The following is a 22,229-nucleotide window of genomic DNA, read 5'->3' on the forward strand; positions in this document are numbered from 1 at the left end:
CCCATGCCCCCTGATCAAGGTCTCGAGGAGATTTACTGATGAGCGAGGTAGTGGCCCGGCCCCAGGGCGCTCCCTGCCGGGTGAGCCTGCTGGTGCGCAACCTGCCCGCGGCCCAGGACTTCTACGGCCGCCTGTTCGGGTGGGAGTTCAGGCCGGGCCCGCAGAATCTCGGACCCTACACGCGCGCGCTTCTCGACGGGCACCAGGTCGCGGGGCTCGGTGCGCTGCCCGAGGGCAGGGCGATTCCGGTCGCCTGGACCACGTACTTCTCCACCGAGAACGCCGATCGAACCGCCGAGCACATCCGCGAGAGCGGGGGAACCGTGGCGGTGGGCCCCCTCGACGCGGACGCGGCCGGGCGCATGGCCGTCGCCTCCGACCCCTCCGGCGCCGTCTTCGGCGTCTGGGAGCCGCATCATCACCCCGGAACGGACCTCACGGGGGACCCGGGGTCCCTCGCCTGGAACGAGCTGATCACGCGGGACCCTACGTGGGTGGACAAGTTCTACGCGGCGGTGTTCGGCTTCACCTCGGTCGAGGTGGAATCACCCTTCGAGAGCAGGGTCCTGCTGGAGCTGGAGGGCCGTCAGGTGGCGGGAATCACCGGTCTGGGCGACGAGTTGCCGCGCGACCGGGGTCCGCACTGGATGACGTACTTCGCGGTCGAGAGCACGGACGCCTCGGTGGCACGGGCCGGGGAACTGGGCGGCACGGTGGTACGTGAACCCCAGGACTCCGCCTACGGCAGACAGGCAACGGTCGTTGACCCCGAGGGCGCCGCCTTCTCGGTCATCGAGGCGCCCCGGACAGCTTGAGGAAACGGTCCGGCCCGAGATCCGCTCCCGCCCCGGGCGGGGAAGCGCTGCCTCACGGCGGACGCCGACGCGTCAGCGCGCGTCGACGGGCAGGACGTCCGGCGAGAGGACTCCGGAACGACTGGACGCCGCGGTGGCCCGACGTCGGTAATGCCTGCGGCACAGCACCTCGTACCCGATCTCGCCCTCGTGGACATCCACGTCGCCGATCACGACCTGGGCGCCCTCGACGACCATCCGGCCGCCCACCGTACGGGCGTTGTGGGTGGCGCGGGCGCCGCACCAGCACAGCGCCTCGACCTGGAGCACCTCGACCCTGTCGGCGAGCTCGACCAGCCGCTGGGAGCCGGGGAAGAGCTTGGTGCGGAAGTCGGTGGTGATGCCGAACGCGAAGACGTCGATGCCCAATTCATCCACCACCCGGGCGAGCTGGTCTATCTGACCGGGTGTGAAGAACTGGGCCTCGTCCGCGATCACATAGTCGGCCCGTCCTCCCGAGGACAAATGGCCGACCACGTGCCCGTAGAAGTCGAAGTCGTCGCTGACCTCGAGCGCCTCGGTACTGAGGCCGAGGCGGCTGGAGAGCACACCCTCCCCCGCCCGGTCGTCGCGGGTGAAGATCAGGCCCTGGCGGCCGCGAGCCGAGTGGTTGTGGTCCATCTGCAGAGCGAGCGTCGACTTCCCGCAGTCCATGGTTCCGGAGAAGAACACAAGCTCGGGCATCGGTGGGCGCGGCCTCTCTTTGCGTGTGTCTGCCTGCGTGTGTCTGCGTGTCTGCGTGTCTGCGTCGGTGTGTCTGTGTCTGCGTGTCCGCGCCGGCTCCTGCGGAACGGAACGGGGCGGGCCGGTCCGGTCCGGCGGGTGGTCACGGGTGCGTGTGGTCAGGTGCGCACTTCGAGGAGCGGGACGAGTTGCTCCACGGGCGTCATCGAACCATGGAGCCCGACCATGGTGGACTCCCCCGGCTCATTGCGGGTGGCGATCACCGCGATGTCGTCGCGGGCCGCGGCCACCACGTCGCCGATCCTGCCGTGGACCCGGTCGTCCACGACCGGCCCGAACCAGCCGCCCGCTATCGCCTCCTCCCTGGTGGCGACCCACATCCGGTCACCGAGCACCTCGCTCCAGACCGTGTACACATCGGCGGCCGCCCCCGGCACCGCGTACACATGGCGGGCGCGGGCCTCCCCGCCGAGCACCGCCACGCCCGCCCCGAGCTCCCAGTCGTCGTCGAAGTCGATCCTGTCCTCGTCGGCGATGTCGATCATCCCGTGGTCGGCGGTGATGTACAGGGCCGAACGCGGCGGCAGGAGTTCGGCGAGGCGCTGGGCGAGTCGGTCGACCCGCATGAGCTGGCCGCGCCACGCGTCGGAGTCCACACCGTGCCGGTGCCCCATGGAGTCCAGCTCGCTGTAGTAGGTGTAGACGAGGCTGCGGTCGGCCGCGGCCAGCCGCTCCGCCGCCAGGTCCATGCGGTCCTCGCCCGACAGCCTGCCGTAAAACGTTCCTCCGGACAGCGCGACCTTCGTCAGCGGCGTCTGCTCGAAAAGCGGCGAGGACACCTGGCAGGTCTCGATCCCGGCGGCGTGGGCGCGCTGGAAGACGGTCGGGTACGGCTGCCACACGTGCGGATCGGTGTAGGGCTGCCAGCGCAGCTGGTTCATCAGCGTGGCCGTACCCGGCACGGCAACGGTGTACCCGGCGAGCCCATGGGCGCCCGGCGGCAGCCCCGTGCCCACCGAGGCGAGCGAGGTGGCGGTCGTCGAGGGGAATCCTGCGGTCAGCGGGCGGCCGGTGCCGCCGAGGGACGTGCCGAGCAGGGAGTTGAGGAACGGCGCCTCGTCGGGGTGGGCCCGCAGCTGCTCCCACCCCATCCCGTCCACGAGGAACAGGCAGGCGCGGTCGGCGGGCCGCAGGTCCAGCCCGTTCTCGCAGCCGGGCACCCCCAGACCGCGCGCCATCGCGGGCAGTACATCGCTGAGGGAAGCCGTGCCGTAGCGCGGCACGGGCGCGGTGGCCAGGTCGACGGGGGTGGGGTGGTTCATCGTCTGCCGGTCGTCGCAGGGCAGGCTTCAGCCCGCGGAGCGGGCGGTGGCCTCGGAGAGTGCCTGCGCGAACGCGAGCGTCTGCGTGACCGTCTCCGGGCCGTCGCCCGCCTCGCTGACCCTCAGGCTCAGATCGTCGGAGGTGGAGGAGCCGGTGTAGCCGTGGTCGGCCTCGCAGTTGGGGTCGCCGCAGGCGGCGGGCTCGAGGTCGAGGCGGTTGACGGCGCCCCAGCCGATGGTGAGGACGACCTCGCGGGGCAGGGTGCCGGGGGTGTAGGACTCGGGGTTCGCGACGACCCGGCTGAGCACGACCGAGGAGATCCGGTCGAGCTTGACCGACTCGGTCGAGGTGGTCGCGTACGGGGAGGGCGAGGTGTCGTCGGCGGCCTGCTCGTCGGTGTGGCTGACGATGAACCGGGTGCCGGTCAGCACCAGGACGGTGACATGCCTGCGCACCTCGTTGGCGTCGAACGTCGTCTCCTGGTGGACCAGGAACGACACGACCGGCTCCGCGCCCACGGCGGACTCCACGGCCTCCGAGACGAGCGCGGGGTAGTAGCCGCTGCGCTCGATGGCCGTGCGCAGGCCTTGGGTCGGGGTACCGGTCTTCGCCATGGGGACCATCCTAGGGCGTATCCAGCCTGCGGACAGACACAGACGCAAGGCCGCCGCCGGGCACGAGGGGGCTTCGGACACGGCGGCGGCCGTGGTGGGACCGCTACGAGCCGCAGGTGTTCCGGCCGGGCACCGCGGGGCAGATCCGTGCGGGGGAGCCGCCGTTGCGGGCGAGATCCGGGTCCGCGCGGTGTCCGCGGTGACCTCCGGGGTCCGGCTCACGATCTTCCCGTCGGGGCCCGTCGGTGCAGAGGTCGGCGAGCCGGTCGCCGTGCCCGAGGAAGGCCGGTTTATCTCTCAGGGTGCGCGGCGCGCCGGAGGTCACGGCATCCATGAACCAATCGTCCGCGGACCTCCGGGCGGCACCGCCCGGTCTCCGGGGTCGCCGTCGACCGGCTCGGTCTCGTCCGGGGCGGTGGGCACACCGTGCAGGAAACACCGGGTCAGGGGCAAGGCTCTCGTGGGACTCCACGCTGTCGGCGACCTGCCGCACTCCGGACTCGTGGACGACCGAGAGGGCGATCTCGGCGGCGTCGCTGGAGGGGCGCACGCGGCGCCTTCAGTGGACGCCTTCAGCCGACGCCGTCAGTGGACGCCCTCCGTAGACGCCTTCAGCGGACGCCTTCAGCAGAAACCCTCAGTAGGAGGCGAGGCTTCGCGGACCCAGGTCGGTGCGGGCGGGCGGCCGGGCCAGGCGAACCTGTGCCCCCAGCACTGTCAGCCCCCGCGGCGCCACCACGACCGGTTCGAGGTCCACCGAGACGGCCTCGGGCAGGTCGTGGGCGAGCAGGGAGATCCTCAGCAGGAGTTCCTCCAGTGCCGCGGTGTCCACGGGCTCGGTCCCCCGGTAGCCGAAGAGCAGGGGCGCGGCCTTGATCGAGCGGACCAGCTCATGGGCGTCCCGGTCGGTGGCCGGGACGAGCCGGTGGGCGACGTCGCCGAGCAGTTCTGAGGCCGGACCGGCCAGGCCGAACGACAGGACGGCGCCCACCGCCGGGTCCACCGCGGCCCGTACGACCGTGTCCACTCCGCGCCTGGCCATCGACTGGACGACCAGGCCGAGGTCTCGGGGGGCGCCGAGGCTCTGCGTGAGCTCACGGAAGGCCCGGCGCAGATCGTCCTCCTCGGCGAGGTCGAGCCGGACCCCGCCGAGGTCGGCGCGGTGCCGCAGCCGCTCGACCGTGGTCTTGAGCGCCACCGGGTAGCCGACGAGCCGGGCCGCCTCGGCGGCGGAGTCGGCGGTGGGGGCGGGCAGGGCGGTCCGCGGATGGATGCCGTAGCGGGCCAGCAGCCGGGAGGTGTCGGAGGCGCCGAGCAGATGGGGACCGGGGCCGCCGTCACGCTCCTCGTGGTCGGTCAGCAGGGCGGCCACCTGGGCACGGGCGGACGCCTCGTCGACGTCCTCGAACTGCGGCACCCGGCCGGGGTCGGCCTCCTGGCGGCGCCAGCGCGCGTAGTGCGCGGCCTCGGCCAGGGCGCGTACCGCCCGTTCGGCGGCCGGGTAGGCGGGCACGCGGGTGTCGGCGTCGAGGAGCGCCTGCGGCAGGTCGTCGAGGGCGAGGTGGGTGACGAGGACCGGCTTGCCCGCGCCCTTGGCCGCGTCGTGCAGGGCCCGGGCGAGTGCGGCGGAGTCCCAGGGAGCGCTTGCCCCGTCGGCGCCCACGGGCGGGATCGCGGTGACCAGGACGGCGTCCGCCTCGGGGTCGGCGAGGGCCGCGGTGACGGCGGCGCGGAAGTCGTCGGGGCCCGCGGCGGTGGTCAGGTCGCGGGGCGGACTCGGGCGCAGGGCGGCATTGAGGCAGGCGTCGTGGGCCAGGACCCCGAGGGACTCGGAGTTGCCGACGACGGCGACCCGGTCGTCGGCGGGCAGCGGTTGCGTGCCCAGCAGGAGCCCCACGTCCAGGAGTTCGGTGACGGTGTCCACGCGGATGACCCCGGCCTGGCGGAAGAGGGCGTCGGCGGTGGCGTCGGGCACCCGGGTGGAGGGCACGGCGTGGCCGGCGGGGATGCCGCTGGCGGTGTGGCGGCCTCCCTTGACCACGACGACGGGCTTGGTCCGGGCGGTGCGGCGGGCGAGCCGGGTGAACTTGCGCGGATTGCCGAACGACTCGAGGTACATCAGCACCACGTCGGTGTCGGGGTCCTCGTGCCAGTACTGGAGCAGGTCGTTCCCGGAGACGTCGGCGCGGTTGCCGACGGAGACGAACGAGGAGAGCCCGATGCCCCTGCGGTGCAGCCCCGCGAGCAGGGCGATGCCGATGGCGCCCGACTGGGTGAACAGGCCGACCCGGCCGCAGAGCGGTGTCTCGGGGGCCAGGGAGGCGTTCAGCCGGATGTCCGGGGAGGCGTTGACGATGCCGAAGGCGTTGGGGCCGATCACGCGCATGCCGTCGGCGCGGGCGCGGCGGACGAGTTCGCGCTGGCGGTCGCGGCCCTCCTCGCCCGTCTCCGTGTATCCGGCGGCGACCACGACGAGGCCCTGGACCTCGTGCCGTCCGCAGTCGGCAACCGCTTCCAGAGCGCTTTGCGCGGGGACCGCGATGACGGCGAGGTCGACCGGCTCGGGGATCTCGGTGACCGACCGGTAGGCGGGCACCCCCTCCGGCTCGAGGGTCTCCCGGCCGGGTTCGAACGCCTTGTTGACGGCGTGGAGGCGCCCGGTGAAGCCGGACGCGAGGAGGTTGCCGAGGACGGTGCGGCCGACGCCTCCGGGCTGCCGGCCGGTGCCGACGACGGCGACCGAGCGGGGGCTGAGCAGACGCCGTACCGAGCGGGCCTCGGCCCGCAGTTCGCGGGCGCGCATGACCTCGACAGAGGCGTCGGTGGGTTCGAGGCCGAACTCGAGGTGGACGACACCGTCCTCGAAGCTGCGCTTCTGGGTGTAGCCGGCGTCCGTGAATACCTTGATCATCCTGCGGTTGGCCGGGAGCACCTCGGCGACAAAGCGGCGGATACCGCGTTCCCGGGCGACGGCGGCGATGTGCTCCAGGAGCGCGGAGGCGACACCGCGCCCCTGGTGCGCGTCCTGCACGAGGAAGGCGACCTCGGCCTGCGCGGCGACACCCGGCCCCCGCCCCTCGTCCCTGAAAGCCGCGTCCTTGAAAGCCGCGTCCGTGGAGGCGGCCTGCCCCTGCGCGTCGACGCGGTCGTAGCGGACAGTGGCGATGAACTCGTCCCCGACCATCGCCGCGAGCCCCACCCGGTCGACGTAGTCGTGGTGGGTGAACCGGCGCACGTCCCGGTCGGACAGGCGCGGATAGGGTGCGAAGAACCGGTAGTACTTGGACTCGTCGGAGACCTCGGCGTAGAAGTCGACCAGGCGTTCCGCGTCGTCCGGCCGGATGGGGCGGATGTGCGCGGTGCCTCCGTCGCGCAGCACCACGTCCGCCTCCCAGTGGACGGGGTATGCGGGCTCATGTGGCGTGCCGGCTGCCATTGCGCCAGCGTATGCCGTCGCGAGGCCGGGGGGACCGTCCCCGCGGGCGCCGCCGGTGAGACAGTGGAGCGGAACCCGCGCTCCACCGGACCGCGGAGCGGTTCTCCACGGACCAGAGGGAGCACATCCGGGTCCGTGGTTAACTGGTCTAGACAACGTGTACGACGCGAAGGGCAGCACCATGGTTGAGCGCCGAGTCTCCGTCGGGTGGGCCGAAGGCCTGCACGCCCGCCCCGCCTCGATCTTCGTCCGCGCGGCGACCGCTGCCGGGGTCCCCGTGACGATCGCCAAGGCAGACGGCAACCCGGTCAACGCCGCCAGCATGCTGGCCGTGCTGGGCCTGGGCGCGGTCGGTGGCGACGAGGTCGTGCTGGCCTCCGACGCCGACGGCGCGCAGGAGGCGCTCGACCGCCTGGCGAAGCTGGTCTCCGAGGGACTGGACGAGCTCCCGCAGACCGTTTGAGCCGTCCTGCCGCACGGTCGGGTCGCATTCCCCGTGACGGAAGCGGCCGCGGTGTCCCCGGGGGCGCCGCGGCCGCTTCGGGTTTCCCGGCCAATTCCGGGTGGTGCCGACTGCCACCGGGGGCACCGCCGGGAATTTCCGCGGAATTACCGGGGGTTGTATACAGGACATCTGTTAAATCCGATGGCGCGCCATGTATACGGCGTGTTTCATCATTCCCGCCGCGGGGTGGCCTTCGGCACCCGCCGCAGGCGGTGGGTCGCCGCCGCGCGCTCCACATGCAGGGCCGCGAGCCGGCGGGCGCGGTCCGCGTCACCGCGCACCACCGCGTCCGCGATCGCCGCGTGCTCGCCCCAGGACTCCTCCGCCCGCAGCGGCAGCTCCACCGAGTAGACCCAGGCGAGCTTGTAGCGCAGCTGGGTGAGCAACTGCGCCAGGCTGGCGCTGCCGGAAGCCTGGGCGAGCGTCTCGTGGAACCAGCTGTTCAGCGACGGCAGATCCGACAACTGCCGCTGCGCCGCCCGCTCCTGACCCAGCCTGACCAGCCCTCGGAGCACCTTGATGTGCGCCTGGGTGCGGCGCTGGGCGGCCCTGGCGGCCCCCAGCGGCTCCAGCAGGCCCCGGATCTCCAGCAGGTCGGCGGCCTCCCGCTCATTGAGCTCGGCGACACTGGCGCCCGCGTGCCTGCGGGTACGCACGAAGCCCTCCGACTCCAGCGTGCGCAGCGCCTCGCGGACGGGGACCCGTGAGACCCCGTACCGCTTGGCCAGCAGCTCCTCCGCGAGGCGGCTGCCCGGCGGGTAGTAGCCGCCAACGATGTCGTCCCGAATCGCCGCGCAGACCGCTTGCGCGGAAATGCGCCCGCCCGGCGCGCCCGCCCCGTTCACGCCCGTCCCCGCATGACCGCCCTTTGTCCTGAAGACCGCCGCCTCGATGACCGCCGCCCCGATGGCCGATGACTTAATGACCGCGTAACGCGGTGTACCGCCTTTATTTCGCGACTCTATTGCAGGCGGACTCCCGGCAGGTAAAAGGCAGGAAATATCGGCGACGGTTTCCTGACAGCGAACACGCCGGCAAGGAAGGTTTCGGGCCCTTCCCGCCGAATGATCGGGATGCTTTGCCGGGAATGCCGGATAATTACTCTTCGCAGGGAAATGTCCGTCAGATGCCGACGCCGTGCGAGCGCAGATAGGCCAGCGGGTCGGTGTCGGAGCCGTATTCCGGCGTGGTGCGCGCCTCAAAGTGGACATGCGGACCCGTGACATTGCCGGTGGCGCCGGACAGGCCGATCCGCTGCCCCGCGGTGACGGTCCGGCCCACCGAGACGGAGAGGGAGGACAAGTGCCCGTACTGGGTGTACATGCCGTCGGGGTGGCGGATGACGACGTTGTTCCCGTAGGAGCCGCCCCATCCGGCGGTGACGACGGTGCCGGGGCCCACGGAGTGGACCGGGGTACCGACGGGGGCGACGAAGTCGGTGCCGGTGTGATGGCCGGAGGACCACGGGCCGGGCCGGCCGTAGCGGGCGGACAGGGCGACATGGGAGACCGGTGCGGTCCAGCCGAAGGCCGTGGCGGAACCGGGAGCCGCGCCGAGCCGGGTGCGGGCCTCACCGCGGGAGGCGCGCTCGTGCGCCGCCTCGGCCGCCTCGCGCCGCTTCTCCTCCCGTGCCTTCCTCTCCCGTGCGCTCTTCTCGGCCTCGGCCGCCTTCCTGGCCTCGTCGGCGGACTTCTTCTGAGCGTCGGCCTGCGCGGCGATGCCGGTGTGCAGCCGCTCGCCGCCGCGGGCGATGGAGGCGAAGGCGGTCGGCGCGTGGGCGCCGGACACCGGCGCGGCCGACGAAGGTGCCGCCGAAGACGGGGCCGCCGAAGAAGGGGCCGCGGACGAGGGGACCGCCGAAGACGGGGCCGCGGACGAAGGTGCCGCGGACGAGGATGCCGCGGCGCCGACACCGGCGACCGCGACCGCGGCGAGACCGAGGAAGCCGGACGTACCGCGGGCCGGGCTGCGGCGGACACGGCGGCGCGAGCCGCGGGTGCTGTTCGCCATGGGCAGGCGTGATCCTTTCCTTCCTTCGCCTACCGATGCCGGAGGGCCCTCCTGTCCGGACGCGGGCGACGCGGACGGCGGAGGCCGGGTGCGGAGCCTCGCAGGGCCCCCGACGAGCCGCGGCAGGCCCGTTCCACCCGGTCCGGCGACAGGCCCTCGGCGGGAAAACGCTCCCTGCCGACAGAAACCCTCCCCGGCCCGGCGACGGGCGAGGAGGGCGGGCCCTCGGCTCCCCTGGCTCTCGCTCCGGGGGGACTCGGCGATGGTGCGTGGTGCCGCGGATGCGGCTGATTGCTTCCACGCAACGGGGCCCGACGCTAAAACGATGTTCCGGGTTTCACCAAACCCACGACGGGATTTGTCGCACAGGACACATCCCGGCCCCGGCGGATCACCCCGGATCACCTCGGATCACCCAGGAGGGCATTTATGGACAAAATATCCACAAGGGGGGCGGAAAACGACGAGAGACCGGTATCCGCCGCCGGATACCGGTCTCTCGCGGCGTCCGCGAGGACGGCGCGGCCTAATTCACCACGGTGACGGGGCCGATCCCCAGTTCCTTCACCGGCTCCACGATGGCCGAGGCGTCCCCGACCAGCACCGACACCAGCCGGTCCGGCGGGAAGGCGCGCACCACCGCCGCCGTGGCCTCCACCGTGCCCACATCGGCGAGCCGGGCGTACAACTGCGCCTGGTAGTCGTCCGGCAACTCCTGCTCCACCTGGTCGGCGAGGGTGCCCGCCACCGCGGCGGCGGTCTCGAACTTCAGCGGTGCCACACCCACGAGGTTCTGGACGGCGACCTCACGCTCGTCGTCGGTCAGCCCCTCCTCGGCAAGCGTGCGCAGCACCTGCCACAGGTCGGCGAGCGCGGGGCCGGTGACCTCGGTCGCCACGGAGCCGGAGATCGCCAGCATCGACGCCCCGCCGCCGTCCGCCGACGAGCGGAGCACCTGGCCGAAGGCACGCACCCCGTAGGTGTAGCCCTTCTCCTCGCGCAGCACCCGGTCCAGGCGCGAGGTCAGGGTGCCGCCGAGGCAGTAGGTGCCGAGCACCTGGGCCGGCCAGACCGGGTCGTGCCGGTCGCTGCCGATCCGGCCCATCAGCAACTGGGTCTGCACGGCGCCCGGACGGTCGACGACGATCACGCGGCCGGTGTCGTCGGCGCTGATCGCGGGGTGGGAGCGCGGCTTGGCCTGGTCCCCGGTCCACTCCCCCAGCGTGCTGCCGAGCACGCCTTCGAGGCCCACGCCGGTCAGGTCGCCCACGACGACCACGGTCGCCGTGGAGGGGCGCACATGGGTGGCGTAGAAGGCGCGCACGGCGTCCGCGTCGATCCGGCGGACCGTCTCCTCGCTGCCCTGGCGCGGCCGGGAGATGCGCTGGTCGGCGTCGAACAGGTCGGCGTACAGCGCCACCGCCGCGCGACGGACCGGGTTGGCCAGCTCGTGCGGGATCTCGTCCAGGCGGTTGGCGACCAGCCGCTCGATCTCGTCGTCGGGGAACGCCGGGGCGCGCAGGGCGTCCGCGAGCAGCCCCAGGCCCCGCTCCAGGCGGGATGCGGGGACCTCCAGGGACACGCGCACCCCGGGGTGGTCGGCGTGCGCGTCCAAAGTCGCCCCGCAGCGCTCCAGCTCGGCCGCGAACTCCTCCGCGGTGTGCTTGTCGGTGCCCTCCGACAGCGCCCTGGCCATGATCGTGGCCACCCCGTCCAGCCCCTCGGGCTCGGCGTACAGGGGCGCGTCGAGGCTCACCTCGACCGCCACGACCTTCTGGCCCGGGCGGTGGCAGTGCAGCACGGTCAGGCCGTTGTCCAGCGCCGAGCGCTCCGGCGCCGGGAAGTCCCACGGCCTGGCGGGGCCCGCCTCCGGCTTGGGATGGAAGGTCATCGTCGCTGCGCCTTCAGTCACTGCTCGTCCCCTGCTTCCTCACTGGACCCCTCGGCGTTCCCGCCATCGGCTGCGTTCCCGGCATCGGCCGCGTTCCCCGGGTCCTGGGCGTCCTCGGCCTGCGGCCCCGTGGGCTCGTACACGAGCACCGCCCGGTTGTCCGGGCGCAGCCGCGCCGCGGCGACCGCGCGCACCTCCTCGGCGGTGACCTCCAGCACCCGGGAAACCGCTCCCAGGGCCAGCTGCGGGTCGCCGAAGAGCACGGAGTAGCGGCACAGCTCGTCGGCGCGCCCGCCGACAGTGGCCAGTCGGTCCAGCCACTCCCGCTCGATCTGGGCCTGCGCGCGCTCCAGCTCCTCGGGGGTGGGGCCCTCCTCGGCGAAGCGGGCCAGCTCCTCGTCGACCGCGGCCTCGATGGCGTCGGCGTCGACCCCGCTGGAGGCCTTGATGTCCAGCCAGCCCAGCGAGGGCGCCTGCGCCAGGCGCAGGAGGCCGAAGCCCGCGCCGACCGCGAGGCGGTCGCGGCGCACCAGGCGGTTGTGCAGGCGGGAGGACTCCCCGCCGCCGAGGACGGTCAGTGCCAGGTCCGCGGCGTCCGCCTCACGCGTGCCGTCCTGCGGCAGCCGGTAGGCGGCCATGAGGGCCCGCGAGGGCACGTCCTCGTGGACGACCTCGCGCAGCTGCTCGCCGATGACGCCCGGCAGCGAGCCGTCGCGGGGGGCGGGCTTGCCGTTGTGGCCCGGGATGGAGCCGAAGTACTTCTCCGCCCAGGCGAGCGTCTGCTCGGGGTCGATGTCGCCGACCACGGCCAGGACCGCGTTGTTCGGGGCGTAGTAGGTGCGGAAGAAGGCGCGGGCGTCCTCGAGCGAGGCCGCGTCCAGGTCCGCCATGGAGCCGATCGGCGTGTGGTGGTACGGGTGGCCTTCGGGGAAGGCCATGGCCACCAGGCGCTCGAACGCGGTGCCGTACGGCACGTTGTCGTAGCGCTGGCGGCGCTCGTTCTTCACCACGTCCCGCTGGTTGTCCAGGCTCTCGAGGTCCAGGGCGGTGAGCAGGCTGCCCATCCGGTCGGCCTCGAGCCACAGCGCCAGCTCCAACTGGTGGGCCGGCATGGTCTCGAAGTAGTTGGTGCGCTCGAAGCTCGTGGTGCCGTTCAGGGAGCCGCCGGCGCTCTGGACGAGCTCGAAGTGCCCGTTGCCGGGGACGTTCGCCGAGCCCTGGAACATCAAGTGCTCGAAGAGGTGGGCGAGTCCGGTGCGCCCCTTGACCTCGTGCCGCGAGCCGACGTCGTACCAGAGGCAGACGGCGGCGACCGGCGTGAGGGAGTCCTGGGAGAGCACCACTCGCAGACCGTTGGCGAGGCGGTGTTCGGTGGCGGTCAACCCGACCTGCGGGGTTGCCGCCGAGCCGGTGTCCGGCGTGGCCGTGTGGCCCATGGGCAAGGGTCCTTCCGATGCGCTGCTTGACGGGCGTCTTTGAACCCTACTGCGATACGGTCGCTACCCGCCTTGACCTGGATGAACCGGCAGCCTTCGCCGGGTCGGGGACCGCGGTGTCGGTCACTGGGTCCACAATGGAGCCCGCCAGAGCCAGCGCACACGACAAGGGAGCACCGGGACCGATGGCCCGCCGCAGCACCAAGACACCGCCGCCGGACGACTTCGAGGAGCGCATCCTCGACATCGACGTCGTCGACGAGATGCAGGGCTCCTTCCTCGAGTACGCCTACTCGGTCATCTACTCGCGCGCGCTGCCCGACGCCCGTGACGGCCTCAAGCCCGTGCACCGCCGGATCCTCTACCAGATGAACGAGATGGGGCTGCGCCCCGAGCGCTCGTACGTCAAGTGCGCCCGTGTCGTGGGCGAGGTGATGGGAAAGCTCCACCCGCACGGCGACGCCTCGATCTACGACGCGCTGGTGCGCATGGCGCAGCCGTTCTCCATGCGGCTGCCGCTCGTGGACGGCCATGGCAACTTCGGCTCGCTGGGCAACGACGACCCTCCGGCGGCCATGCGCTACACCGAGTCGCGGATGGCACGCGCCACCTCGCTCATGGTGGAGTCGATCGACGAGGACACCGTCGACTTCACGCCCAACTACGACGGCAGCGAGCAGGAGCCCGGCGCCCTGCCCGCCGCGTTCCCGAACCTCCTGGTCAACGGGGCCTCCGGCATCGCGGTCGGCATGGCCACGAACATGCCCCCGCACAACCTCGGCGAGGTCGTCGCCGCCGCTCGGCACCTGATCAAGCACCCGGGTGCCGACCTCGAGACACTCATGCGGTTCGTGCCGGGTCCCGACCTGCCCACGGGCGGCCGGATCGTCGGGCTCGACGGCATCCGCGACGCCTACGAGACCGGACGCGGCACGTTCCGTATGCGCGCCACCGCCTCGATCGAGAATGTGACGCCGCGCCGCAAGGGCATCGTCGTCACCGAACTGCCGTACAACGTGGGCCCGGAGAAGGTCCGCGCCAAGGTCAAGGACCTGGTCTCGGCGAAGAGGATCCAGGGCATCGCCGACCTGAAGGACCTCACCGACCGCGAGCACGGGCTGCGCCTGGTCTTCGAGATCAAGAACGGCTTCCACCCGGAGGCGGTCCTCGAACAGCTCTACAAGCTCACGCCGATGGAGGAGACCTTCGGCATCAACAACGTGGCGCTGGTCGACGGCCAGCCGCTGACACTGGGCCTCAAGGAACTGCTCGAGGTCTATGTCGACCACCGGTTCAACGTGGTGCGGCGGCGCAGCGAGTTCCGCAGGACCAAGCGCCGCGACCGGCTCCACCTCGTGGCCGGACTCCTGATCGCTCTCGTCGACATCGACGAGGTCATCGCGATCATCCGATCCAGCGACAACGCGGCCGCGGCGAAGGAGCGGCTGATGGCGCGCTTCTCTCTGTCGGACATCCAGACGCAGTACATCCTCGACACACCGCTGAGGCGGCTGACCCGGTTCGACCGGATCGAGCTGGAGAGCGAACGCGACAAGCTCAACGCGGAGATCGAGGAGCTGACCAGGATCCTCGATTCGGACGCGGAGCTGCGCAAGCTGGTCTCGGGCGAACTGGCGGCCGTGGCCAAGCAGTTCGGCACCGAGCGGCGCACGATACTGCTGGAGTCCGCCGGCCAGTCCGTGGCCGCTGTCCCCCTCCAGGTGGCCGACGACCCGTGCCGGGTGCTGCTGTCCTCCACCGGCCTGCTGGCGCGCACCGCCACCGACGAGCCGCTGGAGCAGGAGGCGGCCGCCCGCACCAGGCACGACGTGATCGTCTCGGCCGTCCCGGCGACGGCACGTGGGGACATCGGCGTGGTCACTTCCGCGGGCCGCCTGCTGCGGCTGCCCGTGATCGACCTTCCGGCGCTGCCGCCGAGCGCTTCCACGCCGAATCTGGCGGGCGGGGCGCCGGTGTCGGAGTTCCTGGAGCTGGAGGCGGACGAGGCCGTCCTCGCCCTGACCACACTCGACGAGTCCTCGCCGGGCCTGGCGCTCGGCACCGAGCAGGGTGTGGTCAAGCGGGTGGTGCCGGAGTACCCGGGGAACAAGGACGAGTTCGAGGTCATCGGCCTCAAGGAGGGTGACCGCGTGGTCGGCGCGGTCGAGCTGCGCACGGGCGAGGAGGACCTCGTCTTCATCACCTCCGACGCCCAGCTGCTGCGCTTCCAGGCCGGACAGGTCAGGCCGCAGGGCCGGGCGGCGGGCGGTATGGCCGGAATCAAGCTGTCGGCCGGGGCGAAGGCGATCTCGTTCACGGCCGTGGACCCGGCGGGGGAGGCCGAGGTGTTCACCGTGGCCGGTGCCACCGGCGCCCTGGACGGCACCGGTCAGGGCACGGCGAAGCTCACCCCGTTCGAGCAGTACCCGCGCAAGGGCCGGGCGACCGGCGGTGTGCGCTGCCAGCGCTTCCTCAGAGGTGAGGACGTGCTCGTGTTCGCCTGGGCGGGGGCGGCTCCCGCACGGGCGGCTGCGGCCAATGGCTCGCCGGTGACGCTCCCGGAGCGGGATCCGCGCCGGGACGGCTCGGGCACATCCCTGACCGGGGCCGTGGCGGTGGTCGCGGGGCCGGTGTAGGTCACTGGCCCGCACGGCCCGCCAGCCCGGCGGGCGCCCTCGGGTGCTCGCCCCCGCGCGTCCCTCGTCCCCGCGCGTGCTCGCCTCCTCGCGTCGAGCCGGTGTCCTGCCCCGCGGGCTACGCTCACGACGTGAGCACTTGCGCTACCGCTGCCCGGGAACTGCACGAACCACTCGCCGCGACGGCGGCCACGGCACGCACGTGGCTGCTCGTCGAGCAGCCGGGTCCCTGGGGCGCCAAGGCGCTCACCTCCAGCCACCTCGACCGTGCCGTCGGCCGACGCCTCGAGACGTCGGCCGACGGCACGGGGACCAGGGTCGCCCTGGTGCGCCGGCCCGGACGGCACGCCGATGTCCACCGGCCGGACCGCCATGAGGTGATCGTCGCCCACACCGTTCCGGGCCGTGCCTGGGTGCGCCGCGCCACGGTCGCCGATCCCGAGCAGCTCACGTCCCTCGATCTCGCGGCCCTCGGCCGGGGCGATCACGGCGGCTTCGGGCGCGAGCACCGGGGCGATCCGCTTGCTCTGGTGTGCACCAATGGCAAACGGGACCGCTGCTGCGCCCTGCTGGGCCGTCCCCTCGCCGCGGAGCTGGCGGCCATGGGCGGTGCGGAGGTCTGGGAGATCACCCACATCGGCGGTCACCGCTTCGCTCCCACGATGCTCGCCCTCCCCCACGGCTACGCCTACGGAAGGCTCTCGGCGCACGCCGCCAAGGATGTGCTGCTGGCCACCCGCGAGGGCAGGGTCGTCCTGGAGCGGTGCCGGGGCCGCTCGGCCTGGGACCGGCCGGGGCAGGCCGCGGAGCTGGTGGTGCGCGAGCGCACGGGCGAGGACCGGGCCGACACGCTGGCGGTGGAGGAGACAGCCGCCGAGGACGGCCGTTGGACGGTGGCGGTGCGGCACGAGGACGGCCGGCGCTGGAGCGTCGTGGTGGAGCAGCGGGCGCAGGAGCCGCCCCGTCCGGAAAGCTGCGGAAAGGCCCCCGGCCGACCGGGCCGGATGGTGGTCCGGTCGGTGGCCGAGGGCCGGTCGAGTCCCTGAGCGTGGGTGGGGCCGGGGTCAGCCGGCCGCCTTCTTCACGAACTCCGTGGTGTAGGTCTTGGCCAGGTCGATCCTGGCGTTCTTCAGGTTCGGGTTGAACGCCTTGAGGACGTCGTTGACCGTCCGGGGACCGTCGGCCGGCATCACACCGTCCTTGGTGAACATCGGCAGCGTGTCCTTGATCGCCTTGGCGTAGAGCTCCTTGCCGCCCTGCTGGTAGTCGGCCGGCATCTTGGCGGCGATCTCCTCCGGCGAGTGGGTCGACATCCAGTCGAGGGTCTTGACGAAGGCGTTGGCCAGCTTCTGGACCGTCTCCTTGTGCCCGTTGACCCAGTCGGTGTTCATGTACAGGCTCGACGACGGGTAGAGGCCGCCGAGCGCCGCCTTGGAGCCCTCGGGGGTGCGCATGTCGACGAGCACCTTGCCGAGTTTCTGCTCCAGGATCTGGGCGACGGTCGGGTCGGTCGTCATACCGCCCTGGATGGAGCCCTGCTTCAGCGCGGAGATGAAGGTCTGTCCGGCCCCGACGGCGACGGGGGTGAACTCGCTGACCTTCACCGCGTTCTTCACCGCCAGGTACTTGGTGAGGAAGTCGGTGGAGGAACCGAGGCCGGTCACGCCGAGCTTCTTGCCCTTGAAGTCGGCGGGCGACGTCAGGTCGCCGGACGCCTTGTTGGAGACGACCTCGACCTCGCCCGGAGCCTGGGCGAACTGCACGACCGACTCGACCTGCTTGCCCTTCACCTGGAGGTCCAGGGTGTGGTCGTAGAAGCCGACGACGCCCTGAACGTCACCGGAGACCAGCGAGGTGGTGGCCTGCACACCGGCCGGCTCGGTCAGGAGCTGGACGTCGACGCCCTCCGCCTTGAAGTAGCCGAGCTTCTGCGTGAGCATCGCCGGCAGGTAGATGACCTTGTCCAGGCCGCCCACCATGATCTTCACCTTGCCGCCGCTCTTGCCGGAGCTGTCCGCCGAGGAGTCCCCGCCGCAGGCGCTGAGGGTGAAGGCCATCGCACCCGCCACCGCGGCCGCCGAGATCTTGCTGAAAGTACGCATGGTTGGTTCCTTGAGGGTGAGAGGGGGTTCAGCGGTCGGCGCCGGGCTCGGCCGGCTTCCAGCGGAACAGGCGCTTCTCCGCGAAGGTCAGCAGCCCTTCCGCGAGCAGTGCGACGACGGCGAGGATGACCATCGCCGCGTACACACCGGCGGCGTTGAAGGTGCCCTGCGAGGCGGAGACCAGCAGGCCGAGGCCCTTGGTCGCGCCGATGTACTCGCCGACGATCGCGCCGATCAGCGCGAAGCCGAAGCTGACGTGCAGGCTGGTGAAGATCCACGAGGTCGCGGACGGGATGACGACCTGCAAGGTGACACGGCGGTTGCCGGCGCCGAGGATCCGGGCGTTGGCCACGAGGTTGCGGTCCACCTCGCGGGCGCCCTGGAAGGCGTTGAAGAACACCGGGAAGAAGACGAGGACCACGGCCGAGGCGACCTTGGACGCCGGTCCCAGACCGAACCAGATCAGGAAGATCGGTGCGAGGACGATACGCGGCAGCGCGTTGAGGACCTTGATGTAGGGCCCGAGGACATCGGCGAGGAAGCGGACGCGGCCGAGCGCGATACCGAGCACCACACCGCCGATGACACCGATGATCCAGCCGAACAGCGCCTCGTAGAGGGTGTACCAGATCTGCTCCCACAGCGAGCCCTGCGCCGTGCCGTGCAGCGCCCACTGGGTGATCTGGTCCCAGATCTTCGAGGGCATCGAGAAGTTGAACGGGTCGATCGTCTTGGTGCGGGCCAGGACCTCCCACAGCGCGAGCACGGCGATGAGCAGGAGGACTCGGGTGGCGTAGACGACCAGTCTGCGGTTGCGGGCCGCCCTGGCCCTGGCCTGGGTGCGCCCGCCCCGGGCTGGGTCCGCGGGGCGCTCGGCGCCCTTGGTCCCCTGGCCTCGTCCGGCTCCCCCGGCTTCGTTCGCCTGCTCGGCGCGCTTCGTCTGCTCGGCGCGCTTCGTCTGCTCGGCGTGCTTCGTCTGCTCGGCGCGCTCCGTCTGCTCGGCGTGCTTCGTCTGCTCGGCCTGATGGATGTCCATGGCGTCCTCGGCGTCCTTGGTCTGGGAGGCCGCCGCGGCGGCCGCGTTCTCAGGCGGCACTGGCGGCACCCCTCTCGCGGGTGATCCGGACCTCTTCGCCGAGGGAGGACCAGATCTCCCGGTAGATCTCGACGAACCTCGGCTCCAGCCGCACGGATTCGACCTTGCGCGGCCGCGGCAGGTCGATCGGGAAGGTCTGCTTGACGGTGGCGGGACCGGCGGTCATCACCACGACCTTGTCGGCGAGGGCAATGGCCTCCTCCAGGTCGTGCGTGACGAACACGACGGAGGAGCCGGTGCCGCCCCACAGCTCCAGCAACTCGTCCGACATCAGGGCCCGGGTCTGCACGTCGAGCGCCGAGAAGGGCTCGTCCATGAGAAGGATCGACGGGTCGTTGACGAAGGTCTGGGCCAGCGCGACGCGCTTGCGCATACCGCCGGAGAGCTGGTGGGGGTAGCGGTCCTCGAACGAGGCCAGGCCCACCCGGGCCAGCCACTCACGGGCGCGCTCCTTGGCCTGGGCCGTGGGCACCCCCCGAAAGCGCGGGCCCGCCATGACGTTCGACAGCACGGTCCGCCAGGGGAAGACGGCGTCCTGCTGGAAGACGAAGCCCACCTCGGGGCCGATGCCCTCCACCGGCACGCCGCCGACCAGGACTTCGCCCTCGGTCGGCTCCTCGAGACCGCTGACCAGGGTCAGCGTGGTCGACTTCCCGCATCCCGTGGGTCCTACGACGGCCACGAACTCACCCTGCTCGACCGTCAGATCGAGATCGCGCACGGCGGTGTGCAGCCCGCCCGACGGGGTGCGGAACACCTTGCTGGCGCCTCGCAGCTCAATGGCGGGGGCGTCGCTGTGCCTCTTCCCGCTGGTGATCATCTGTACCTCCCTGCCCCTGCTGTCCCGCTCGGGGCGACTGGGGATGGAGGCTAGGTGTGGCCCGGACCACAGCGGCAGCCTTGTGAGCGCAATGCGACTTCAGCGCACAGGGCCTGTTGTGCTCGTTTTGCTCGCGCTACAACAACGGAAGCGCAACAGCACTGGGCACCGGGACATACGGCGGATACGTTGCGTTGACCGGCCTGAAATGGACGTACGCATTCCGGTCCGCCCGCGCGGAAGGCTTCGTTGAGAGGGCTTCGCTGAGACGGCGTCGCTGAGTCGGCTTCGTCGAGACGGCTTCGTCGAGACGGTTTCGCTGAGGGGAGAGGACGGGACGTATGCGACTTCGCTGGCCCACTCGCGTCTTCTCCCAGGTCCTGGTCGTCCAGCTCGCCATCACCACCGGAGTGATCATGCTGGCGGCGGGGCTGTTCCTCGCGCCGCTGAGCTCCCAGCTCGACAAGCAGGCGATGGCGCGCGCCAAGGCCATCGCCCAGACCACGGCCGTCGAGCCGGGAATCGCCCGTGACCTGCTCAGCAGCCGGCCGACGCCCGACGGCCCGGTGCAGGCCGCGGCCGAGCGCATCCGGCTGGCCACGGGGGCGAGCTACGTCGTGGTGATGGACATCCACGGCATCCGGTACTCGCACACCACCCTCGCCGAGATCGGCAGGCATGTGAGCACCGACCCCGGAGAGGCGCTGGCCGGGCACGAGTGGACGGGCATCGACGAGGGCACCCTCGGCCGCTCCGCCCGGGGAAAGGTCCCGCTCCACGACTCCGAGGGCGCCATCGTCGGCGCGGTCTCGGTCGGTATCGCCTACGACAGCGTGCGGGATGTCCTGCTGCACGCCATCCCCGGGATCCTCATGTACGCCGGGGCCGCCCTCGGTGTCGGCGCGGTCGCCGCGTTCGCCGTCTCCCGCAGGCTCCGGCGCAGCACGCACGGCATCGAGCTGTCCGAGATCTCCGCGCTCCTGGACGAACGCGAGGCGATGCTCCACAGCATCCGCGAGGGCGTGGTGGCGCTCGACCGGCGCGGCAGGGTGCGCCTGGTCAACGACGAGGCGCAGCGCCTCCTGGGCGTGAGCGGCGACATGGCGGGCAGGCCGCTGGCCGAGGTCGTGCCGCCGGGGCGAACCGCCGATGTACTGGAGGGGCGGGTCGAGGGCAAGGACCTGCTCACGGTGTGCGGAGGGCGGGTGCTCGTCACCAACCGGATGCCCACGGCCGACGGCGGGGCGGTGGCGACCTTGCGTGACCGCACGGAGCTGGAGCACCTGGGCCGCGAACTGGACAGCACCCGCGGGCTGACCGAGGCCCTGCGGGCCCAGGACCACGAGCACGCCAACCGCTTGCACACGCTGGTGGGCCTGCTGGAGCTGGGGATGCACGAGGAGGCGGTGGAGTTCATCGCCGAGGTGGCCCATGCCCACCGGGCGACGGCCGAGGAGGTCACCGAGCGGGTGCACGACCCGCTGGTGGCGGCGCTGCTGGTGGGCAAGGGGGCCATCGCGGCGGAGCGCGGGGTGGCGCTGCGGGTCAGCGAGGCGACCCTGCTGCCGGACCGGGTGGTGGACGCCCGTGACCTGGTCACGGTGGTGGGCAATCTCCTCGACAACGCCCTGGACGCCGCCGGTACCGGCACCTGCCGGGAGCCTTTCGTCGAGGTGGAGCTGCGGGCCGACGGCAGCACGGTGGTGCTGAAGGTCTCGGACAGCGGTCCCGGGGTTCCCGTGCTCGCCCGGGAGCTGGTGTTCACGGAGGGCTGGTCCACCAAGGTGCCGGCCGCGTTCCCGAGCGTCTCCCGGCGCCCTTCCCCCGCCTCTTCCCCGGACTGTTCCCAGGACGCCCCCTCCGCGGCCGTCCCGGAGGTCGCCCGCGACGCACCCGTGCGCTCCCGGGGCATCGGACTGTCGCTGGTGCGCAGGCTGGCGGAGCGGTACGGGGGCACCGCCCGGGTGTCGAACGGGGAAGGCGGTGGCGCGGTGTTCACGGTCGTGCTGCCCGAGGCGCTGCGCGACGAGCCGTTGCGCGAACTGGAAGGGGCGGCACGGTGATCGATGTCCTGGTCGTGGACGACGACTTCCGGGTGGCGGAGATCAACGCCGCCTATGTCGCCAAGGTCCCCGGCTTCCGGGTGGCCGGCCGCGCCCACAACGCGGCACAGGCGCTGGCACTGCTGGAGCGCGGGTCCATCGACCTGGTCCTGCTCGACCACTACCTGCCGGACGAGACGGGGCTGACGCTCGTGCGCCGGATGCGCCAGCTCGGGCACCGCACCGATGTGATCATGGTGACGGCCGCCCGCGACGTGGCCACGATCCAGGCGGCGATGCGCTTCGGGGCTCTGCAGTACCTGGTCAAGCCGTTCGGCTTCCCGGACCTGCGGGGCAAGCTGGACGCCTATGCCCAGTTGCGGCGCACGCTGGACGGGGTGAGCGAGGCGGGGCAGGAGCAGGTGGACCGGATCTTCGGGGCGCTGCGCACCGCCGACACGGCCTCGCCGCTGCCCAAGGGGCACTCGGCGCCGACGGCGGAGCTGATCCGGCGGGTGCTGTCGGGATCGCCGGAGCCGCTGTCGGCGCACGAGGTCGCGGAGCGCACGGGCCTGAGCCGGTCGACGGCGCAGCGCTATCTGAAGTATCTGGAGCGCGCGGGGCGGCTGCGGCTGACCCTGAAGTACGGGGACACCGGCCGTCCCGAGCACCGTTACGCCTGGGCGGCGCCCGCGGACCTGTAGCCGCGGATCGGTGGCTGCCGATCCGCGGCGGTCCGCAGACGGCGCCCCCTGGACGTGGGCGCACCCCTCCTGGGCG

18 protein-coding genes are annotated in these 22,229 nt (G+C 71.9%); 6 read left to right on the forward strand and 12 right to left on the reverse strand.

Annotation, left to right across the window (positions count from 1 at the left end; all coding sequences use genetic code 11):
• Positions 1–38: 38 nt before the first annotated feature.
• Positions 39–815, forward strand: coding sequence for a VOC family protein (locus IEY86_RS19255; RefSeq protein WP_189132993.1), 777 nt, complete (start codon positions 39–41; stop codon positions 813–815).
• A gap of 72 nt (positions 816–887) precedes the next feature.
• On the opposite strand, the gene IEY86_RS19260 is transcribed toward IEY86_RS19255, so the two are convergent.
• From IEY86_RS19260 to IEY86_RS19280, 5 genes are all read right to left on the reverse strand, one after another.
• Positions 888–1,538, reverse strand: a complete 651-nt coding sequence (locus tag IEY86_RS19260; RefSeq protein ID WP_189132994.1) for a thymidine kinase — start codon at positions 1,536–1,538, stop codon at positions 888–890.
• A gap of 158 nt (positions 1,539–1,696) precedes the next feature.
• Positions 1,697–2,860, reverse strand: coding sequence for an alkaline phosphatase family protein (locus tag IEY86_RS19265; RefSeq protein WP_189132995.1), 1,164 nt, complete (start codon positions 2,858–2,860; stop codon positions 1,697–1,699).
• A 27-nt stretch (positions 2,861–2,887) separates the two neighbouring features.
• Positions 2,888–3,475, reverse strand: coding sequence for a DUF5998 family protein (locus tag IEY86_RS19270; protein ID WP_189132996.1), 588 nt, complete (start codon positions 3,473–3,475; stop codon positions 2,888–2,890).
• A gap of 103 nt (positions 3,476–3,578) precedes the next feature.
• The gene (locus tag IEY86_RS19275; protein WP_189132997.1) at positions 3,579–3,809 is read right to left on the reverse strand and encodes a hypothetical protein; all 231 of its coding nucleotides are present in this window, start codon (positions 3,807–3,809) and stop codon (positions 3,579–3,581) included.
• 303 nt (positions 3,810–4,112) lie between these two features.
• Positions 4,113–6,911 carry a bifunctional acetate--CoA ligase family protein/GNAT family N-acetyltransferase gene (locus IEY86_RS19280; RefSeq protein WP_189132998.1) on the reverse strand — a complete coding sequence of 933 codons (2,799 nt, stop codon included), beginning with the start codon at positions 6,909–6,911 and terminating at the stop codon, positions 4,113–4,115.
• 181 nt (positions 6,912–7,092) lie between these two features.
• Between IEY86_RS19280 and IEY86_RS19285 the strand changes: the two genes are divergently transcribed.
• Positions 7,093–7,374: an HPr family phosphocarrier protein gene (locus IEY86_RS19285; protein ID WP_189132999.1), complete on the forward strand. Its 282-nt coding sequence runs from the start codon at positions 7,093–7,095 to the stop codon at positions 7,372–7,374.
• A gap of 212 nt (positions 7,375–7,586) precedes the next feature.
• Here the strand turns inward: IEY86_RS19285 and IEY86_RS36575 are convergent, their stop codons facing one another.
• The 4 genes from IEY86_RS36575 to IEY86_RS19305 all read right to left on the reverse strand — a co-directional run bounded on the left by IEY86_RS36575 (position 7,587) and on the right by IEY86_RS19305 (position 12,753).
• Positions 7,587–8,261, reverse strand: a complete 675-nt coding sequence (locus IEY86_RS36575; protein WP_229698572.1) for a GntR family transcriptional regulator — start codon at positions 8,259–8,261, stop codon at positions 7,587–7,589.
• 277 nt (positions 8,262–8,538) lie between these two features.
• Positions 8,539–9,426, reverse strand: a complete 888-nt coding sequence (locus IEY86_RS19295) for a M23 family metallopeptidase (protein WP_229698573.1) — start codon at positions 9,424–9,426, stop codon at positions 8,539–8,541.
• 526 nt (positions 9,427–9,952) lie between these two features.
• Positions 9,953–11,317: a M16 family metallopeptidase gene (locus tag IEY86_RS19300; RefSeq protein WP_189133001.1), complete on the reverse strand. Its 1,365-nt coding sequence runs from the start codon at positions 11,315–11,317 to the stop codon at positions 9,953–9,955.
• 17 nt (positions 11,318–11,334) lie between these two features.
• Entirely contained in the window at positions 11,335–12,753 is a 1,419-nt protein-coding gene (locus tag IEY86_RS19305) for a M16 family metallopeptidase (protein WP_189133002.1), read from the reverse strand.
• 185 nt (positions 12,754–12,938) lie between these two features.
• Here IEY86_RS19305 and IEY86_RS19310 point away from each other — a divergent pair, with 185 nt between their 5' ends.
• Positions 12,939–15,389, forward strand: coding sequence for a DNA gyrase/topoisomerase IV subunit A (locus tag IEY86_RS19310; protein ID WP_189133003.1), 2,451 nt, complete (start codon positions 12,939–12,941; stop codon positions 15,387–15,389).
• Between the two features lie 131 nt (positions 15,390–15,520).
• Entirely contained in the window at positions 15,521–16,435 is a 915-nt protein-coding gene (locus tag IEY86_RS19315; RefSeq protein WP_189133004.1) for a ferredoxin family protein, read from the forward strand.
• Positions 16,436–16,453: 18 nt separating this feature from the next.
• Here IEY86_RS19315 and IEY86_RS19320 read toward each other — a convergent pair whose 3' ends face one another.
• The 3 genes from IEY86_RS19320 to IEY86_RS19330 are packed head-to-tail and all read right to left on the reverse strand — an operon-like array spanning position 16,454 to position 19,407.
• Positions 16,454–17,491 (reverse strand): ABC transporter substrate-binding protein, encoded by a 1,038-nt coding sequence (locus IEY86_RS19320; protein ID WP_189133005.1) that lies wholly within the window; start codon positions 17,489–17,491, stop codon positions 16,454–16,456.
• Positions 17,492–17,519: 28 nt separating this feature from the next.
• Positions 17,520–18,587, reverse strand: coding sequence for an ABC transporter permease (locus tag IEY86_RS19325; RefSeq protein WP_229698574.1), 1,068 nt, complete (start codon positions 18,585–18,587; stop codon positions 17,520–17,522).
• Positions 18,577–19,407, reverse strand: a complete 831-nt coding sequence (locus IEY86_RS19330; protein WP_189133006.1) for an ABC transporter ATP-binding protein — start codon at positions 19,405–19,407, stop codon at positions 18,577–18,579. Before IEY86_RS19330 ends, IEY86_RS19325 begins: the two co-directional genes overlap by 11 nt.
• 341 nt (positions 19,408–19,748) lie before the next feature.
• On the opposite strand from IEY86_RS19330, the gene IEY86_RS19335 reads away from it, so the two are divergent.
• Both IEY86_RS19335 and IEY86_RS19340 read left to right on the forward strand, forming a co-directional pair.
• Positions 19,749–21,470, forward strand: a complete 1,722-nt coding sequence (locus IEY86_RS19335) for a sensor histidine kinase (RefSeq protein ID WP_189133007.1) — start codon at positions 19,749–19,751, stop codon at positions 21,468–21,470.
• Positions 21,467–22,153: a response regulator gene (locus IEY86_RS19340; RefSeq protein ID WP_189133008.1), complete on the forward strand. Its 687-nt coding sequence runs from the start codon at positions 21,467–21,469 to the stop codon at positions 22,151–22,153. The genes IEY86_RS19335 and IEY86_RS19340 overlap by 4 nt, the downstream gene beginning before the upstream one ends.
• Positions 22,154–22,229: the final 76 nt, after the last annotated feature.

This window comes from Wenjunlia tyrosinilytica (genome assembly GCF_014646055.1).
Lineage (GTDB): Bacteria > Actinomycetota > Actinomycetes > Streptomycetales > Streptomycetaceae > Wenjunlia > Wenjunlia tyrosinilytica.

Coding starts and splice junctions, on each gene's coding strand:
- IEY86_RS19255 (WP_189132993.1), top strand. CDS start 39: ATGAGCGAGGTAGTGGCCCGGCCCCAGGGCGCTCCCTGCCGGGTGAGC.
- IEY86_RS19260 (WP_189132994.1), bottom strand. CDS start 1,538: ATGCCCGAGCTTGTGTTCTTCTCCGGAACCATGGACTGCGGGAAGTCG.
- IEY86_RS19265 (WP_189132995.1), bottom strand. CDS start 2,860: ATGAACCACCCCACCCCCGTCGACCTGGCCACCGCGCCCGTGCCGCGC.
- IEY86_RS19270 (WP_189132996.1), bottom strand. CDS start 3,475: ATGGCGAAGACCGGTACCCCGACCCAAGGCCTGCGCACGGCCATCGAG.
- IEY86_RS19275 (WP_189132997.1), bottom strand. CDS start 3,809: ATGGATGCCGTGACCTCCGGCGCGCCGCGCACCCTGAGAGATAAACCG.
- IEY86_RS19280 (WP_189132998.1), bottom strand. CDS start 6,911: ATGGCAGCCGGCACGCCACATGAGCCCGCATACCCCGTCCACTGGGAG.
- IEY86_RS19285 (WP_189132999.1), top strand. CDS start 7,093: ATGGTTGAGCGCCGAGTCTCCGTCGGGTGGGCCGAAGGCCTGCACGCC.
- IEY86_RS19295 (WP_229698573.1), bottom strand. CDS start 9,426: ATGGCGAACAGCACCCGCGGCTCGCGCCGCCGTGTCCGCCGCAGCCCG.
- IEY86_RS19300 (WP_189133001.1), bottom strand. CDS start 11,317: ATGACCTTCCATCCCAAGCCGGAGGCGGGCCCCGCCAGGCCGTGGGAC.
- IEY86_RS19305 (WP_189133002.1), bottom strand. CDS start 12,753: ATGGGCCACACGGCCACGCCGGACACCGGCTCGGCGGCAACCCCGCAG.
- IEY86_RS19310 (WP_189133003.1), top strand. CDS start 12,939: ATGGCCCGCCGCAGCACCAAGACACCGCCGCCGGACGACTTCGAGGAG.
- IEY86_RS19320 (WP_189133005.1), bottom strand. CDS start 17,491: ATGCGTACTTTCAGCAAGATCTCGGCGGCCGCGGTGGCGGGTGCGATG.
- IEY86_RS19330 (WP_189133006.1), bottom strand. CDS start 19,407: ATGATCACCAGCGGGAAGAGGCACAGCGACGCCCCCGCCATTGAGCTG.
- IEY86_RS19335 (WP_189133007.1), top strand. CDS start 19,749: ATGCGACTTCGCTGGCCCACTCGCGTCTTCTCCCAGGTCCTGGTCGTC.